Source organism: Kiloniellales bacterium, assembly GCA_030064845.1.
GTDB lineage: Bacteria > Pseudomonadota > Alphaproteobacteria > Kiloniellales > JAKSDN01 > JASJEC01.
Genome location: JASJEC010000018.1, coordinates 1 through 14,774 on the forward strand (window position 1 = coordinate 1; position 14,774 = coordinate 14,774).

The 14,774-nt window shown below is 67.7% G+C and carries 14 protein-coding genes; 9 read left to right on the plus strand and 5 right to left on the minus strand.

From position 1 onward, the window contains the following. Positions 1-224 precede the first annotated feature (224 nt). The 6 genes from QNJ67_09040 to QNJ67_09065 are packed head-to-tail and all read left to right on the plus strand — an operon-like array spanning position 225 to position 5,809. The gene (locus tag QNJ67_09040) at positions 225-662 is read left to right on the plus strand and encodes an SRPBCC family protein (GenBank protein ID MDJ0609111.1); all 438 of its coding nucleotides are present in this window, start codon (positions 225-227) and stop codon (positions 660-662) included. Between the two features lies 1 nt (position 663). After that, positions 664-2,130 carry an SRPBCC family protein gene (locus QNJ67_09045; GenBank protein ID MDJ0609112.1) on the plus strand — a complete coding sequence of 489 codons (1,467 nt, stop codon included), beginning with the start codon at positions 664-666 and terminating at the stop codon, positions 2,128-2,130. A gap of 13 nt (positions 2,131-2,143) precedes the next feature. Next, positions 2,144-3,004 (plus strand): fumarylacetoacetate hydrolase family protein, encoded by an 861-nt coding sequence (locus QNJ67_09050; protein ID MDJ0609113.1) that lies wholly within the window; start codon positions 2,144-2,146, stop codon positions 3,002-3,004. Positions 3,005-3,007: 3 nt separating this feature from the next. Beyond that, the gene (locus tag QNJ67_09055) at positions 3,008-3,787 is read left to right on the plus strand and encodes an alpha/beta hydrolase (protein MDJ0609114.1); all 780 of its coding nucleotides are present in this window, start codon (positions 3,008-3,010) and stop codon (positions 3,785-3,787) included. 25 nt (positions 3,788-3,812) lie between these two features. Next, positions 3,813-5,150 carry an amidohydrolase family protein gene (locus QNJ67_09060; GenBank protein ID MDJ0609115.1) on the plus strand — a complete coding sequence of 446 codons (1,338 nt, stop codon included), beginning with the start codon at positions 3,813-3,815 and terminating at the stop codon, positions 5,148-5,150. A 32-nt stretch (positions 5,151-5,182) separates the two neighbouring features. Then, on the plus strand, positions 5,183-5,809 hold the full coding sequence (locus QNJ67_09065) for a class I SAM-dependent methyltransferase (GenBank protein MDJ0609116.1): 627 nt from the start codon (positions 5,183-5,185) through the stop codon (positions 5,807-5,809). A gap of 10 nt (positions 5,810-5,819) precedes the next feature. Here the strand turns inward: QNJ67_09065 and QNJ67_09070 are convergent, their stop codons facing one another. Next, positions 5,820-6,458 carry a carbonic anhydrase gene (locus QNJ67_09070; GenBank protein ID MDJ0609117.1) on the minus strand — a complete coding sequence of 213 codons (639 nt, stop codon included), beginning with the start codon at positions 6,456-6,458 and terminating at the stop codon, positions 5,820-5,822. Between the two features lie 69 nt (positions 6,459-6,527). Then, complete coding sequence (gph, locus tag QNJ67_09075; GenBank protein ID MDJ0609118.1) at positions 6,528-7,217, minus strand: phosphoglycolate phosphatase; 690 nt, start codon at positions 7,215-7,217, stop codon at positions 6,528-6,530. A gap of 82 nt (positions 7,218-7,299) precedes the next feature. Here gph and QNJ67_09080 point away from each other — a divergent pair, with 82 nt between their 5' ends. From QNJ67_09080 to QNJ67_09090, 3 genes are all read left to right on the plus strand, one after another. Then, positions 7,300-7,803 (plus strand): DUF3833 domain-containing protein, encoded by a 504-nt coding sequence (locus QNJ67_09080; GenBank protein ID MDJ0609119.1) that lies wholly within the window; start codon positions 7,300-7,302, stop codon positions 7,801-7,803. Positions 7,804-7,898: 95 nt separating this feature from the next. Beyond that, entirely contained in the window at positions 7,899-8,660 is a 762-nt protein-coding gene (locus QNJ67_09085; GenBank protein MDJ0609120.1) for a sulfite exporter TauE/SafE family protein, read from the plus strand. A gap of 64 nt (positions 8,661-8,724) precedes the next feature. Further along, complete coding sequence (locus QNJ67_09090) at positions 8,725-10,338, plus strand: PAS domain-containing sensor histidine kinase (protein MDJ0609121.1); 1,614 nt, start codon at positions 8,725-8,727, stop codon at positions 10,336-10,338. Positions 10,339-10,433: 95 nt separating this feature from the next. On the opposite strand, the gene QNJ67_09095 is transcribed toward QNJ67_09090, so the two are convergent. The 3 genes from QNJ67_09095 to QNJ67_09105 all read right to left on the minus strand — a co-directional run bounded on the left by QNJ67_09095 (position 10,434) and on the right by QNJ67_09105 (position 14,744). Then, the gene (locus QNJ67_09095; protein MDJ0609122.1) at positions 10,434-12,275 is read right to left on the minus strand and encodes an SPOR domain-containing protein; all 1,842 of its coding nucleotides are present in this window, start codon (positions 12,273-12,275) and stop codon (positions 10,434-10,436) included. 55 nt (positions 12,276-12,330) lie between these two features. After that, positions 12,331-13,011 carry an AAA family ATPase gene (locus QNJ67_09100; protein ID MDJ0609123.1) on the minus strand — a complete coding sequence of 227 codons (681 nt, stop codon included), beginning with the start codon at positions 13,009-13,011 and terminating at the stop codon, positions 12,331-12,333. Positions 13,012-13,256: 245 nt separating this feature from the next. Beyond that, the gene (locus tag QNJ67_09105; GenBank protein ID MDJ0609124.1) at positions 13,257-14,744 is read right to left on the minus strand and encodes an AMP nucleosidase; all 1,488 of its coding nucleotides are present in this window, start codon (positions 14,742-14,744) and stop codon (positions 13,257-13,259) included. Between the last annotated feature and the right edge of the window lie 30 nt (positions 14,745-14,774).

Here is a 14,774-nt window from a genome sequence, read left to right on the forward strand (position 1 = left end):
GGCCATCACAAGGGCCGCGCGACCCCCATTGGTCTCAACGGGGCCGAAAGCCTTGATAACGCGCCCGCGGGGTTGCCGAGGCGCCCGCCCGACGTCGTCAGCGGCGCTCACCGATGCTTCGGCATCGCTTTCACCCCGCGCGCAGCGCCGGGGCTACGCCCCCCTAGCCGGACAAGCGCCTCGGCAATCAGACGGCGCACCTAATCCTGATAGGGGGTACTAGGGTGGCGCGGGTCTATACCTCGTCGGTGGTCGGGGCGCCGGCCGAGCGGGTCTGGACGGCGATCCGCGACTTCAACGGGCTGCCCGACTGGCACCCGGCGATCGAGGAGAGCCGGATCGAGGGCGGTGCGCCGGCCGATCAGGTCGGCTGCGTGCGCGCCTTCCGGCTGAAGGACGGCGGGTTCATCCGCGAGCGGCTGCTCGCGCTCTCCGACTACGACCTGAGCTGCACCTATTCAATCCTGGAGAGCCCCATGGGGGTCGAGAACTACGTCGCGACCCTCAAGCTGACGCCGGTCACCGACGGCGGCAGGACCTTCGCCGAGTGGTCCGCCGAGTTCGACTGCGCGCCCGAGCGCGAGGCGGAGCTGGTCGAGCTGATCGGCCAGGGAGTCTTCCAGGGCGGCTTCGACTCCCTGAAGGCGCGCTTCGGCGGCTGAGATGGTCACGGTTTCCCGCAGCACGGTAATCGACGCCCCGGTCGCGGCGGTCTGGGAGATCCTGCGGGACTTCAACGGGCACGACCGCTGGCACCCGGCGGTCGAGCGCAGCGACCTGGAAGCCGGCAAACGAACCGACGAGGTGGGCGCCGTGCGCAACTTCGTGCTGACCAGCGGCGAGCAGCTGCGCGAGCAGCTCCTAGCGATCTCCGACAAGGACCGGAGCCTGCGCTACACCATCGTCGAGAGCGAGGTGCCGCTGACCGACTACGTCGCCGAACTGTCGCTCAAGCCGGTGACCGACGGCGACCGCACCTTCTGGTCCTGGTCCTCCCGCTTCCAGGCGCCGGCCGGACGGGAAGGGGAGCTGGCCAAGCTGGTCGCGGAGGGAGTCTATGAGGCCGGCTTCGAAGCGGTCCGCGCCCGCGTCGAACGCCAGCCGGGCGTCTCCGGCGCGCCGCCGCGCGCGACCGCCACGAACGGCGCCCTGGACGGCACGGCCTTGGTGATCGACCGCTACGGCGGTCCGGAAGTGCTGCGGGCGGCGCCCATTTCGGTTCCACCGCCGGGGCCGGGCGAGGTCCGGATCCGCCAGACGGCGATCGGCGTCAACTATATCGACGTCTACTGCCGGACCGGTTATTTCGACCTCGTGACGCCGCCGGGCGCGCTCGGTATGGAAGCGGCGGGCGTCGTGCACGACGTTGGCCCGGGCGTGCGCCACCTGTCGCCAGGCCAACGGGTCGCCTACGCCTGTCCCCCGGTCGGGGCTTATGCGACGCTGAGGACCATCGACGCCGCCCTGGTCGTCGCGCTGCCCGACGGCATCGACGACGAGACGGCCGCGGCCGGTCTGCTGAAGGGCATGACGGCGGAGTTCCTGCTGCACCGCGTGCACCCGCTCCGCCGTGGCGAGACCGTTCTGGTCTATGCGCCGGCCGGCGGCGTCGGGCGGCTGCTCTGCCAGTGGGCGAACTATCTGGGTGCGACCGTGATCGGCGCGACCTCGAGCGAGGAGAAGGCTCGGATCGCGCGCGCGGCGGGCGCGCACCACGTCGTGCTGCCCGGCGCGGCCAGCCTGGAGGAGCAGGTGCGGTCGCTGACCAAGGGGCGCGGCGCCGATCTGATTTTCGACGCCGTCGGCCGCGACAGCTTCGCCCATTCCGTCGCGGCGCTGGCCACCTGCGGGCACCTGGTCAGCTACGGCCAGGCCTCCGGTCCGATCGGCGACTGGGACATCGGGTCGCTTGCAAACAATTCCGCAACCGTTTCGCGGCCCAACTTCGCCCACTACACGGACACGCCCGAGAAGGTCGCGGCGATCACCGAGCGGCTGTTCGACGCCATCGCGCGGCGCATCGTCACCGTCGAGATCGGCCAGCGCTTCCCGCTCGCCGCCGCCGCCGACGCGCACCGCGCCCTGGAGGGGCGGCGGACCACGGCGTCGACCATCCTGGTTCCCGATTGACGAGGTAACTCAGATGAAATTCGCGGTCTTCGATTGGAACGGCGCGCGCCAGCTCGGCCAGATTGACGGCGAGCGGATAACCCCGCTGGCCGCGCCGGCCGAGCGCGTGGCGACCGAGGGGGTCGCCTGCCTGATCGGCGCCGACGTGTCGCCGGCCGGCGAGCCCTTGCCGCTCGACGCGGTCGCATTGGCCGCGCCGATCCCGCGGCCGCGGCGCAACGTCTTCTGCGTCGGCAAGAACTACCACGACCATGCCCAGGAGTTCGCCGCCTCCGGCTTCGACAGCTCCGCCGCCAAGGGCGCGGTGCCTCCGGCGCCGATCATCTTCTCCAAGGTCCCGGAGAGCGTCACCGGTCCAGGCGCGCCGATCCTGATGGACCCGGCGGTCTCGACCGCGGTCGACTACGAGGCGGAGCTGACCGTGATCATCGGCAAGGCAGGGCGCAACATAGCGGCCGCCGAGGCCATGGACCACGTCTGGGGCTACACCATCATCAACGACGTCACCGCCCGCGACCTCCAGGGGCTGCACAGCCAGTGGCTGATCGGCAAGTCGCAGGACAGCTTCTGCCCCATGGGGCCCTGGGCGGTGACCGCCGACGAGCTCGACCTCGCCGACACGCCGGTGCGCTGCTGGGTCAACGACGAGCTGCGCCAGGAGTCGAACACCAGTCTGCTGATCTTCGACGTGCCGGCCATCATCGCCGCGCTGTCGAATGGGATCACGCTGCAGCCCGGCGACGTCATCGCGACCGGCACGCCGGCCGGCGTCGGGATCGGCTTCGAGCCGCCGAAGTACCTCGTGCCGGGCGACCGGGTGCGGATCGAGATCGGCGGCATCGGCGTGCTGGGGAACCGGGTGGAGGCGATCTGACCCGTGGCGGATCTCAGGCTCGGCAGCATGGTCATGGAGGACGCCGGCGAGGGCCCGGCGGTGGTCATGGTGCACGGCCTGGGCGGCAGCTCCAATTCCTTCGAGACGCTGATGGACGTGCTTGGGGGCTACCGCGTGCTGCGTCCCGACCTACCGGGGGCCGGGCGCTCGCCGCTCCGGCCCGGACTGGACGGCCTCAAGGGGCTGGCCGCGTCGCTCTGGGACCTGGTCCGCTCGGCCGGGGTCGAACGCGCCCATCTCGTCGGCCATTCCATGGGCACCCTGATCTGCCAATACCTGGCGGCGGAGCATCCGCGTTTCGTGAACGGCCTGACCCTCTTCGGCCCGATCCTCGAGCCGCCGGCCGCGGCCCGCCAGGCGCTGAAGGAGCGCGCCGAGCGGGCGCAGGCCGAGGGCATGGCGGGGATCGCCGAGGCGGTCGCCACGGCCAGCGTCGCAGCGGCGTCGCGGCGCCGCAATCCGGTCGCCAAGGCCTTCGTGCGCGAAAGTGTCTCGCGTCAGGATCCCCTGGGCTATGCTGCGCACTGCCGGGCCTTGAGCGCCTGCGCCGCGGCCGACCATGCCGCTATCGGCTGCCCGACCCTGCTGGTGGCCGGCGAGGCCGATCCCGTGGCACCGGTCGCCATGGCCGGGGACCTGCAGCAGAGGATTGCCGGGGCCGCGCTCGAAATCATGCCCGCGGTGGCCCACTGGATAATGATCGAGGCGCCGGAACGATCGGCGGAGCTGTTACGCAACCATCTCGAGCAGGCCGCGCGCTAGGCGCGGCGGGAAAGGGAGGCAGATCATGGCGGACACGAGCTTTGGCGGGTGGGGCGGGAGCCCCGGGATGGGCAACGGCGAGCCGGAGCTCGTCTTCAGCAATGTGCGGATACTCGACGGCACGGGCGAGCCGCCCTACAGCGGCGACGTCGGCATCGTCGGCAACCGGATCAAGTCGATCAACCGCTCGACCGGGGGCTACGGCTGGGGCGGCAACGGCGGGCAACGGATCGACGGCCGCGGGATGACCCTCATGCCGGGCCTGATCGACGCGCACCTGCACCTCTCTTGGAACAACGCGCCGGGCATCGATCCGATCCAGATGATGCCGGTCGAGGAGCACGTTCTCTCCTGCGTCGAGATGGCCAAGCTCGTGCTCGATGCCGGCTTCACGGCGGGCCGCGGCGCGGCGGCGGCCAAGCCGCGTCTCGACGTGGTCATCCGCAACGCGATCAACGAGGGGCGCTTTCCGGGTCCTCGCTACACCGCCGCCGGGCCGGAGATCACCGTGATCGGCGGGCTCGGCGACGCCACCCTGCCGCACATCCCCGACGAGGGCCTCAATCTAGGCATCGTGGTCTCGGGGCCGGAAGAGGTGCGCCGCGAGGTGCGCCGCCTGATCAAGTGGGGCGTGGACACGATCAAACTCAACCTCTCGGGCGAGGAGATCACCGGCATGCCGGCGGAGGTAACCCAGATGTCGGAGGAGGAGGTGGCCATCGCGGTCGCCGAGGCCCGGCGGCGCGGCAAGACGCTGGCCGCCCACGCCCGCTCGGCCGGATCGATCCAGCAGTGCGTGCGCCACGGGATCGATTACATCTACCACGCCTCCTTCACCGATACCGAGACCCTCGATATGCTGGAGGCCAACAAGGAAAAGCACTTCGTCGCGCCGGGCATCGCCTGGCTGATCAACACGGCGCGCAACGCCGGCGAATGGGGCATCAAGCCCGGCTCGCCGATCACCATCGCCTACGAGCGCGAGCTGGAGCATGCCATCGAGAGCATGAAGGCCATGCACAAGCGCGGCATTCGGGTGCTGATCGGCGGCGACTACGGCTTCGCCTGGACGCCTCTGGGCACCAACGCCAAGGACCTCGAGTACTTCGTCGACATGATCGGCTTCACGCCGATGCAGGCGATCCAGGCGGGCACGCTCTACGGCGGGCAGATTATGGGCATGGGCGACGAGCTGGGGCTGATCCGCGAGGGCTACTTGGCCGATCTGCTGCTGGTCGACGGCGACCCCTTGACCGACGTGCGCATTCTCCAGGACCAGAAGCGCATCGTCGCCATCATGAAGGACGGCAAGTTCCACAAGGCGCCGGACCTTCAGGGCGCCGGGATGCGGCTGACGGCCTGACGTTTTCTGCGCGCCGATCGTCGGGGGTGTTCATGGCACGATCCGCCCGGTTCTGGGACCGGATCGCCGAGCGCTACGCGCGTAAGCCCGTGGCCGACGAAGCGGCCTACCAGAAGAAGCTCGCGGTCACGCGCGAGTACCTCCGACCCGACATGGTGCTCTTGGAGTTCGGCTGCGGTACCGGGTCCACCGCCATCATCCACGCGCCTCACGTGAAGCATATCCACGCCATCGACATCTCCGCGAAGATGATCGAGATCGCGAGACGCAAGGCGGAGTATGCGAAGGTCGAGAACCTGACCTTCGAGCAGTCGGACATCGCCGGGTTCTCGGCGCCGGACGAGAGCTTCGACGGCGTCCTGGGGCTCAGTATCCTGCACCTGCTGGAAGACCGGGAGGCCGCGATCGAGAAGGTCCACCGCATGCTGAAGCCCGGCGGAATCTTCGTCACCAGCACGGCCTGCCTGGGCGACTCGATGCGGTGGTTCGGGTATGTCGCCCCGCTTGGCAGCGCTCTCGGCATGATTCCCCTTGTGAAGGTCTTCACGGCGCAGGCCCTGCGGGACAGCATGACGCGCGCCGGCTTCGCGATCGCGCGGGATTGGCAGCAGGGCGACGGCAGGACCCTGTTCCTCGTGGCGAGGAAGCCGGCGGCCTGAGCCGGCGCCGCTACGTCACCGACTTGAAGGCCTGGTCGGCGGGGTCGAAGATCTGCAGGTCGCAGTCGCGGATGTCGACGAACCAGCCGTGCAGGCGCAGGCGGCGCGCCTTGACCCCTTCGCGGATCGCCGGGAAGGTCATGAGGTTCTCGAGCGAGACCAGCACGGCGCTTTGCTCGCAGACCCGCGCCTTCTCGGCCAGCGAGGCCTCGGGCATGGTGCCCTCCACCCGCCGATAGGCGGACTCGACCAGACTCATCCATGGCGCGATGAAGCCCTGGTGGCCCTCGCCCTCCGCCGGCCTGTCGAACAGCGCTTTAATGCCGCCGCAGTGCGAGTGGCCCATCACGATGATGTGGCCGACCTTCAGATGCTCGACGGCGAACTCGAGCGCGGCGCTGGTGCCGTGGTAGGCCCCCTCGGTCTCGAACGGGGGGATAAGGTTGGCGACGTTGCGGATGATGAAGAGCTCGCCAGGGTCGGCCTGAAGAAGGAGGGCCGGATCGACCCGCGAGTCCGAGCAGGCGATCAGGGCGACCTTGGGCCGCTGGCCGCGGTCGACCAGCTGCTCGTAGGTCGCCCGCTTGTCCTGGAAGCAACCGTTGCGAAAGGCGCGGAAGCCGGAGGTAAGGGTATCGATCGGGTCCATGGGATTCGTCGGAGTCGAATAGAGCAGTAAGTTTAACGTAAGCTTTCGGGCCGCGCCCTGGCAATTCCGCTATCGACCGAGCGTCGCGAGCGCCTCTGGGACCAGCGCGAGCCGTTCGACCAGGGCGTCGGCGCCGAGCTCCGCCACCGGGACCTGGCTGTAGCCGAAGGTGACCATGATGATTGGGACGCCCGCGGCCCGGGCCAGCTCGAAGTCGGCCGGCGAATCACCGATTACCACGGCGTCGCCCGGCCGGGCGCCGACCTGCGCGAGACAGGCTTCCAGGGGCGCCGGGTGCGGCTTTTTGAAGGGAGTCGTGTCGCCGCCGGCCAAGGCGTCGAAGCTATCGAGGATGCCGAAATGGGCCAGGATTTCCCGTGCGATGGCGGCCGGCTTGTTGGTGCAGAGCGCGTGGCGGTAGCCAGCACCGGACAAGCTGTCGAGCACCGCCGCGGCGCCATCGAACAGGCGCGTCTCGCGCGTCGCCGCCGCCGTGTAGACGGTGAGGAAACGGGCCGCGAGGACGTCCGGATCGGGCCGGGATCCGGAGCATCGGCCGCGTTGAAGCGCCCGCGCGATCAGGGTGGGGACGCCGCCGCCGATCATGGTCCGGACTTGGTCGAGCGTGAAGGTCGTGCAGCCGGTCTCGGCCAGGACCCGGTTCAGGGCGGCCGCGATGTCTGGCGCGCTGTCGATCAGGGTGCCGTCGAGGTCCCAGGCGACGACACCTGGATGGCGGGTCTGGTCTCGGCTGTCCACGGGTGATCCATCCTCCCGGACGGGCCGTAACGGAATTGATAATCATTTTCAACCCGATGGCGATGTCGAGCGCAATAAGAAAATGGCACAGCTAGCACACAATACTACCGTTACTACCAACGCCCTCCGTCTGGACTTGGAGCGCTACTTCGTTGGGCCATTAAAGGCCTGCGGCGTGTTCCAGGACCGCTTCGGACAGCTAAGGCGGCAGTTCGACGTGGATGCCCTCGGCAGCTGGGACGGAAAGACCCTGACGCTGGTCGAGGATTTCACCTACGAAGACGGGGAGACCGAGCGGCGCACCTGGACGATCGACAAGCTCGACGACGGGATCTACCGGGGCCGTGCGGAAGGCGTAATCGGTGAGGCGGTAGGGCGCGTCGTGGACAACACTTTCGCCTGGAACTACAGCTTCGCGCTCCCGGTCGGTGGTCGGGATTGGACGGTGACGTTCAAGGACTGGATGGTCCTGCAGAACGACGGCGTGCTAATCAACCGGGCCGAGGTGACCAAGTGGGGCTTTCGGATCGGGCAGGTCATCTGTGTCTTCCGCAAGCCGGTCCAGCACCTCCGCTTGGTGCAATAGCCGGTCCGGGCGGCTAGCGCCGCTTCCCCCAGACCTTGCCATTGGCAGGCAGTCGTTGTTCCCTCTCCGGGACCCTGGGAGGGGCTTTACGGCCTGTGGAACCTTTGCTGCTCGCTCTGGTCGCCGCGCTCAGCGTATTCGTCGGCCTTTTGATCGGTGGCGTCGGGATCGGCGGTGTGCTCCTGGTGCCCATGCTCACCTATGTCCTCGGGCTCGAGGTGTACCAGGCAATCTCGGCGGCCATGCTCAGCTATCTCTTCAGCGGCGCGGTCGGGGCCTGGGCTTACGCCCGCCGCAAGACGATCCAATGGAGCGCCGCCGCCTGGCTCTTCCTCGGTGCCGCAGCCGGTGCTTTCCTCGGCGCCACCGCCGCGGCCTCGGTCTCGTCCCTGGCGCTCGAGGTTTTCATCGCGGTCCTGATCGTCCTGGCCGGGATCAACGCGTTTCGGGCGCGCCCGGACGGGCAAGCTGCCGAGCGCCGGTTGCCGCCCGTAGCGCTAGCCGCGATCGGCGCGGTCACCGGCGTCGGATCGGCGCTCTCCGGGACGGGCGGACCACTGATCCTCGTACCGCTGCTGGTTTTCCTCAAGGTTCCGGCCCTCGCCGCGGTCGGCTTGAGCCAGGTTATCCAGGTGCCAATCTCGGCCTCCGCGAGCCTCGGCAACTATCTCTATGGCTCCATCGACCTGGCCGTCGCCCTTGCCATTGCCGCGGGACTTATGCTCGGCGTCTTCGCCGGTGCCCGCCTGGCGCACCTGGTCGCTCCGGCGCTGCTCCAACGTCTGGTGGCGGCCGTCTTGGTCGCGGTCGGCCTCTTCATCGCGCTGCGCCTCGGCCTAGAGCAGATCCGCGTGTGAGACTTGAGATCACGCCCCGATCCTAAGTCGGTGCGTGAATCCGCTATTCCGGGAAATGCGGGCTATGACCGCGCAGGTGGAGGTGACAGAATGCGCGAAGGGGGAACCGCCGGAGAAGGGCATGCAGAAGGGGTCGCGCGCGGCAAGCCTGCCCCAGGCCTTGTCGCCCCGGGGCGGCAGACAGGCTGCTTCGGAGACACGGAGCAGGGACTGCCTCCGCGCGTCTGTCGACTGGCAGTGGGAAACTGACCGCGATCTCAATTATGTAAACGTTTCCAATGGTATCCTGCGCGTCCTTGGCACGCCGCCCGATCTCCTCTGCGGGCAGCCGCTCGCGTCGATCTGCGCTGACGCCGAAGAAGAGCTGGTTTCTCGGCTGAACCGACGCAAGCCGTTCCGCGGCCTGGTGCTGCCGCTGGTCTCGGGCGACGGGCGGCGCATTTCGCTGAGCGGCGTGCCCGCGTTCGACGCCGCGGGTGCCTTCGCCGGCTACAGAGGCACCGGTTGTGAACTGCAGCGGGACATAGGCGATCCCGAGCGCATAGCCGAGCTGGACCGCGCGATCGGCGAGATCGCCGATCTCGGCCAACTCTGGCATTGGGAGGCTGATCAGGCCTTGCGCCTCACCGCGCTTTCCGACGGCTATACGCAGATCACCGGACGGCGCCGCGAAGACACCCTGGGGTCGGACTTTGCCGAGGCCTGGGGGCTGGACGAAGCGGCGAAGATTGCGGTTCGGGCGCGGGAGGAGTTGCGCGACGCGGCCGTCGATTGGCGCCACGAGGTCGAGGGCCGTCGGCGGTTTCTGATCAGCGGCCGGCCGCTGTTCTCGGCGGACGGCGGCTTTAACGGCTATCGCGGCATCGGCCGCGACGTCACCGACCTGCTGCGGAACGAGGAGTGGGCGCTGTCCGCCCGCGCCGAGGCGGAACAGGCGAGCCGGGCCAAATCAGCCTTTCTGGCCGACATGAGCCACGAGCTGCGCACCTCCCTGAACGCGATCTTAGGCTTCTCCGACGCCATGCGCAGCGGCGTGCTGGGCACGGAGGACACGGAGCGGTACCGAGCCTACGCCAACGACATCCACGAGAGCGGCCAGCACCTTCTCGACCTGGTCAATGCCATGCTCGATCTCTCGCGGATCGAAGCGGGCAAGGAGGACCTGTCCTGCGAGCCGGTCGACATGGCGCAGCTGATCGAAAGCTGTTGTCGCATGCTGAAGCCCGAGATCGACAAGAGAAGGCTGAGGCTGGAGTTGGACGCGGCGCGTGATGCGCCGGAGCTCCATGTCGATCCGCCCAAGATGCGTCAGATCGTGCTCAACCTGCTCGGCAACGCGGTCAAGTTCACGCCCCAAGGCGGCCGGGTCTTCGTCGGCTTTCGTATTGCCGAGAGCGGCGCCGCGGAGCTCGAGGTGCGGGACTCCGGTGTCGGCATCAAGTCGAGCGAGATACCGAAGATCCTCAGCCGTTTCGGGCAGGCGCGGTCCGGCCCGGGAACGGAGGGCACCGGTCTCGGTCTCGCCATCACCAAATCCCTCGCCGAACTCCACGGCGGCGTCCTGGTGGTCGAGAGCAACGAGGGTGCCGGCGCGCGCTTCCTCGTGCGCCTGCCTGAGGAACGGGTCCTCGGCGGCGAGCCGGGGCGCCAGGAAGAGCCCTGGCGCATTTTGTTCTGAGGCCGGATCTACATCATTGAGTTAGAGCAGATTCACCGGGTTTGATTAAGCGCCTGAAGCGGTTCAGTCAAACCCGGATCTGCTCTAGGGCCTGGTCAGCGCTTGAACACCAGGCATTCCTGCTGACGCTCGGCGAAGGCCTGGCACAGCTTTCGCGCCGAGGCCAGGTCGTCGAACAAGCCCGTCTGAACCCGGAAGCGCGTGCCGCTCTGGTCGAGCTGGACCTCCTGGATCATCAGGGTCTTGTCGCCGAGAAGATCGGGATACTTGAGCTGCAGCTCCCGCCAGACGACCTCGGCCGATTGCCGGCTCGTGTTGGACGAGAGCTGTACGCCGTAGGGCGGCAAGGTGCGGGCGATCACGGTCTCTGGCTTGGACCGTGGAACCGGCGGGCTGCCCGGTTCCGACAAGACTTCTTGCGCGCCGCCGGCCTGGTCGAGTGCCGCCAGATCGCCGGCGGCGTTCGGCGCTTCCTGGACAGTCGGCGCGGCTCCCTCGGCGGTGTCGGCGCTCAGCCGTGGATCGCGCAGGATCACTTCGCCCTGGGGCGTGTTCACCACCATGGCGATCTGGTGCTCGCCCGGCGGCAGGGGCTCATCCGGGATGAAGGCCCACTCGCCTTCGGCGTTGGAGCGGGCTGTACCGATCGGTTCGCCGTTGTCGAGGATGATTAGGTCGGTAAAGGGCTCGGCGCGGCCGGCGATGACCGCCTGGCCGTCGGGCTCGATCCGCACAAGGTCGAAGCTGGGCTCGATCCGCGCGGGTTGGCTCGCGTCGGACGGCGCGACCGCCGGGGAGGAAACCACATCGGTGACCTGCGGCGGCGGCGCTTCCATCGTTGCCGGGGCCTCGGTCGTTGCCGGATCCGATAGTGCGACCACCGGTTCGGCGGTTGCGCCGGATGTCCCGGCGGCCGCTGTTTGGGGGGCGAGAGTCTCTGCCGGGGCGGGCTCGGGCCCCGGGGCGGCCGCGGCGGTTTCCGCGGGCGTGGTGCCCTGCGGCTTGTCGACCGCCGCGACGCTCGGACTCTCGGCCTCGTCCCGGGCCGTGCCGAACTGGAACCAGAGGCCCGCGCCGACGGCGGCGAGGGCGATCATGGCCAAGGCGACACCGGCGACGCCGGGGCGGTCGCGGGACGGCTCCGCGTGCGACGGCGGTGGCGAAGGCGGGGCGGCGGGCGGCTCGATACTGACCGTGGGCTCCGGAGCGGTGGGTCCGGGAGTAACGGGCTCCGGAGTCGTGGGCTCCGGAATCGTGGGCTCCGGAGCGTTGTGCACCTCGGCGAAGAGGCCCGGTTCGGCAGGCGACGCCGGCTCGCCCATGCTCAGGGCTTCCGCGTTCGCGACCAGATCGATGCGCTTGCCGGGACGAGGTTCCGCGAACAAGGCCGGCTCGCCGGCATCATCGTCCTGGCCCTGTTTCTGCTCGCCGCCCTTTACCTCGAGCGCCGGAGCTTTCTCCGGGGCGTCCTCCTTGCCTTTGCTTTCCTTGATCGACGACCAGCTGGGCAGAGCGCGCACCGCGTCCTCGCTCTCCTTCGCCTCGTCGCCGAACTCTTCGCGCAGCCGTTTCCATGTCTTGGCCGTGCTTTCGTCCGCGGAAACCGGCGTGTCGAGGGGCAGGTTCCCCTGGCGCAGCAGCAGGCTGGAGAAATCAGACGACGCTAAATCGCCGTTCTGGGCCTCGATCCAGGCGCGGCCCGAATGGTTGCGCATATCGACGGCGAGAAGGCTGCCCGCCGGCGCGACTTCATCCTCGGCCGTTCCCTCTTCGACGCTGGAAACCGGGTCCGCCGGACTCTGACGCCCGGGCTCGCGAACGGCCTCCTGGTAGAGCGAAAGGTGCTCGAGCTCCTGTTCGGTTCCCGGCGAGGGCGTGGCCAGCCCCTTGCGCACGAAGATCTGATCGGGCTTGCGGTTCGGTTTCTGCTCTTTCATCTCGGCGCGGCCTGTGTCTCGTCAAATCCTTGGCGGCATGCGGACCCGATCGAACTCAACCGACCGCCACGGCGTCGCCCCTGGCGGCGGTGAAGGGCAGCAACGGTGCAGGTCTCAGGTTGTTCAGTCTCTGGCGTAGGTAATCCCACAGCCTTGCAATCTCCTCCGCGCCCGCGCCGGGCGTCGGAAGTTCCATTACCGTGCGACCGTCGACCATACTCGAGGCAAAATCAACCCTGTGGTGAATGATCGACGGGGCGAGCGGGCCGTGCTGCGAGAGCAGCGTGACCGTCTCGCAGGTGATTCGGGCATGACGCGTCGCCGAATTGATCACGAAGATAAGCGGCTTGCCGACGTGTTCGACCAGATCCACCGTCGCGCCGATGGAACGCAGGTCATGGGGACTCGGGCGGGTCGGTATCAGGACCAGGTCGGAAAGCTCGATGATCTGGCGGATCGAATCGTTGAGGGCCGGTGGCGTGTCGATGATCAGATAGGCGACGCCGTGGGATCTCATGGCGTCGAGATCATGCTGCAGACCTTCCAGGGAGGAACGAACGAAGAGGGGTGCTTCCGATTCCCGAACGTTCCACCACTCAGCGATGCTGCCTTGCGGATCGAGGTCGATGATCGCAACCGGGCCGTCGCCTTCGCGTTCACACTGAACCGCCAGATGCCCCGCGAGCGTTGTCTTTCCGGACCCGCCCTTGCGCGAAGCGAGCGTCAGTACCTGCATGACCTGGTCTCCCCAGCTGACGAATTCCCCAGAACCCCGTTGCCTGCTCGACTCCGCGTCGATCGGCGACTCAAATTCACCCTACAAGATATACGCTACGAGTAGACGCATCCTACAATATCGTGTGGCCAAGCAAAAGACTCTTCCCGTCGCCGATCGCTCGAACGCGCCGTGTTCGACCGTTCTGTTGCGCGGAAAAAACATGAAAATCAAGTCATTGCTGAAAACAGCTGAGCGTGGATAACTCAGCGGAACGCTGGCTCGTCGAAGCTGCGGAGCTTGCGCGAGTGCAAGGTCTCGACGCCGGCATCGCGCAGACTGCAGAGTGTGTGGATACCGATCTGTAGGTGTTGTCCGACGCGCTCGCGGTAGAAGGCATTGGCCATGCCGGGCAGTTTTATTTCTCCGTGCAAGGGTTTGTCGGAAACGCAGAGCAGCGTCCCGTAGGGCACGCGCAGCCGGAAACCGTTGGCCGCGATGGTGGCCGACTCCATGTCGACGGCAATCGCCCGGGATTGGTTGAACCGCCGCGCCAGGTCGTCGCGGCGCAGCTCCCAGTCGCGGTCATCGGTTGTGTAGATGGTCCCGGTGCGCAGTCGGACCTTGAGCTCGCGTCCGCGCAGGCCGGTGATCTTGGCGACGCTCTCGGTCAAGGCGATCTGGACCTCGGCGATCGGCGGCACGGGTACCCAGTCGGGCAGGTCCTCGTCCAGGACGTGGTCGCCGCGCACGTAGGCGTGGGCCAAGACGTAGTCGCCGAGCTGCTGGGTGCCGCGCAGACCGCCGCAGTGTCCCACCATAAGCCAGCAATGGGGCCTGAGAACGGCGAGGTGATCGGTGATCGTCTTCGCGTTCGAAGGTCCGATCCCGATGTTGACCAGCGTGATGCCGTCGCCGTCCTCGCGCATCAGGTGATAGGCCGGCATCTGCGGCAGGTGTTGCGGCTTGCAGCCGCCGGCCTCCAGGTTCGAGATACGTGCGTTCGGCGTGACCACGTTGCCCGGCTCGACGAAGGCCGCGTACTCCTCGCCTTCGCTCACCTGCGCATGGCCGAAGGTCACGAATTCGTCGACATAGCGCTGGTAGTTGGTGAACAGCACGAAACGCTGAAAGTACAGCGGCGAGGTGCCCGTGTAGTGGAACAGCCGAACCAGAGAGTAATCCACGCGCGGACCCGAAAAGAGCGCCAGAGGCTTCGGCGTTCCCGGTACCGGCACATGGGTGCCGTTCGCCACCGAGTCGCTGATGACGGACAAGTCCGGCAGCGGGAAAGCGGAGCGAAGCTGCTGGATTCGTTCGGCCGACAACCCCTCGGTCGCTTCCTCGACGACGAAGGTCAGCGGGATGGGGCGGGAGCTGACACCGACATGAACCGGTCTTCTATGATTTTTAATAATAAGTTCGATTTGTTCTTTATAGTAATCTTTGAAGAGGTCGGGCCGGGACACCGTGGTCGCGTAGGCGTCGGCACCGGGGAGCTTGCCGTAGGCCAGGGGATCGCCCAGACGCAGCTGTTCGGGACCGATCACGACCCCGACATAGGGATAGCTGGCCTCCTGCGCCGGACCGTCGAGGTCGCCGCGCGTCGCCGCCTCGAAGTCTTTGCGCACCCTCTCCGTGCTGCGGGCATAGATCTCGCAGATCCGCGCGACGGCGCTCTCGGCATCCTTGTAGGCCCGGAGGTCGCGGACCTGGTCCTGGGCGAAGGCGGCCGGCGTCTTGGGTGATCGCATGAGATCAAATCCTTAGCAATTCACCGCTAT

What these genes read in the sequence shown, in the direction of transcription:
- QNJ67_09095 (MDJ0609122.1), bottom strand. Translation starts at nt 12,275, where the DNA reads ATGAAAGAGCAGAAACCGAACCGCAAGCCCGATCAGATCTTCGTGCGC.
- QNJ67_09100 (MDJ0609123.1), bottom strand. Translation starts at nt 13,011, where the DNA reads ATGCAGGTACTGACGCTCGCTTCGCGCAAGGGCGGGTCCGGAAAGACA.
- QNJ67_09045 (MDJ0609112.1), top strand. Translation starts at nt 664, where the DNA reads ATGGTCACGGTTTCCCGCAGCACGGTAATCGACGCCCCGGTCGCGGCG.
- QNJ67_09080 (MDJ0609119.1), top strand. Translation starts at nt 7,300, where the DNA reads ATGGCACAGCTAGCACACAATACTACCGTTACTACCAACGCCCTCCGT.
- QNJ67_09105 (MDJ0609124.1), bottom strand. Translation starts at nt 14,744, where the DNA reads ATGCGATCACCCAAGACGCCGGCCGCCTTCGCCCAGGACCAGGTCCGC.
- QNJ67_09050 (MDJ0609113.1), top strand. Translation starts at nt 2,144, where the DNA reads ATGAAATTCGCGGTCTTCGATTGGAACGGCGCGCGCCAGCTCGGCCAG.
- QNJ67_09060 (MDJ0609115.1), top strand. Translation starts at nt 3,813, where the DNA reads ATGGCGGACACGAGCTTTGGCGGGTGGGGCGGGAGCCCCGGGATGGGC.
- QNJ67_09065 (MDJ0609116.1), top strand. Translation starts at nt 5,183, where the DNA reads ATGGCACGATCCGCCCGGTTCTGGGACCGGATCGCCGAGCGCTACGCG.
- QNJ67_09090 (MDJ0609121.1), top strand. Translation starts at nt 8,725, where the DNA reads ATGACCGCGCAGGTGGAGGTGACAGAATGCGCGAAGGGGGAACCGCCG.
- QNJ67_09070 (MDJ0609117.1), bottom strand. Translation starts at nt 6,458, where the DNA reads ATGGACCCGATCGATACCCTTACCTCCGGCTTCCGCGCCTTTCGCAAC.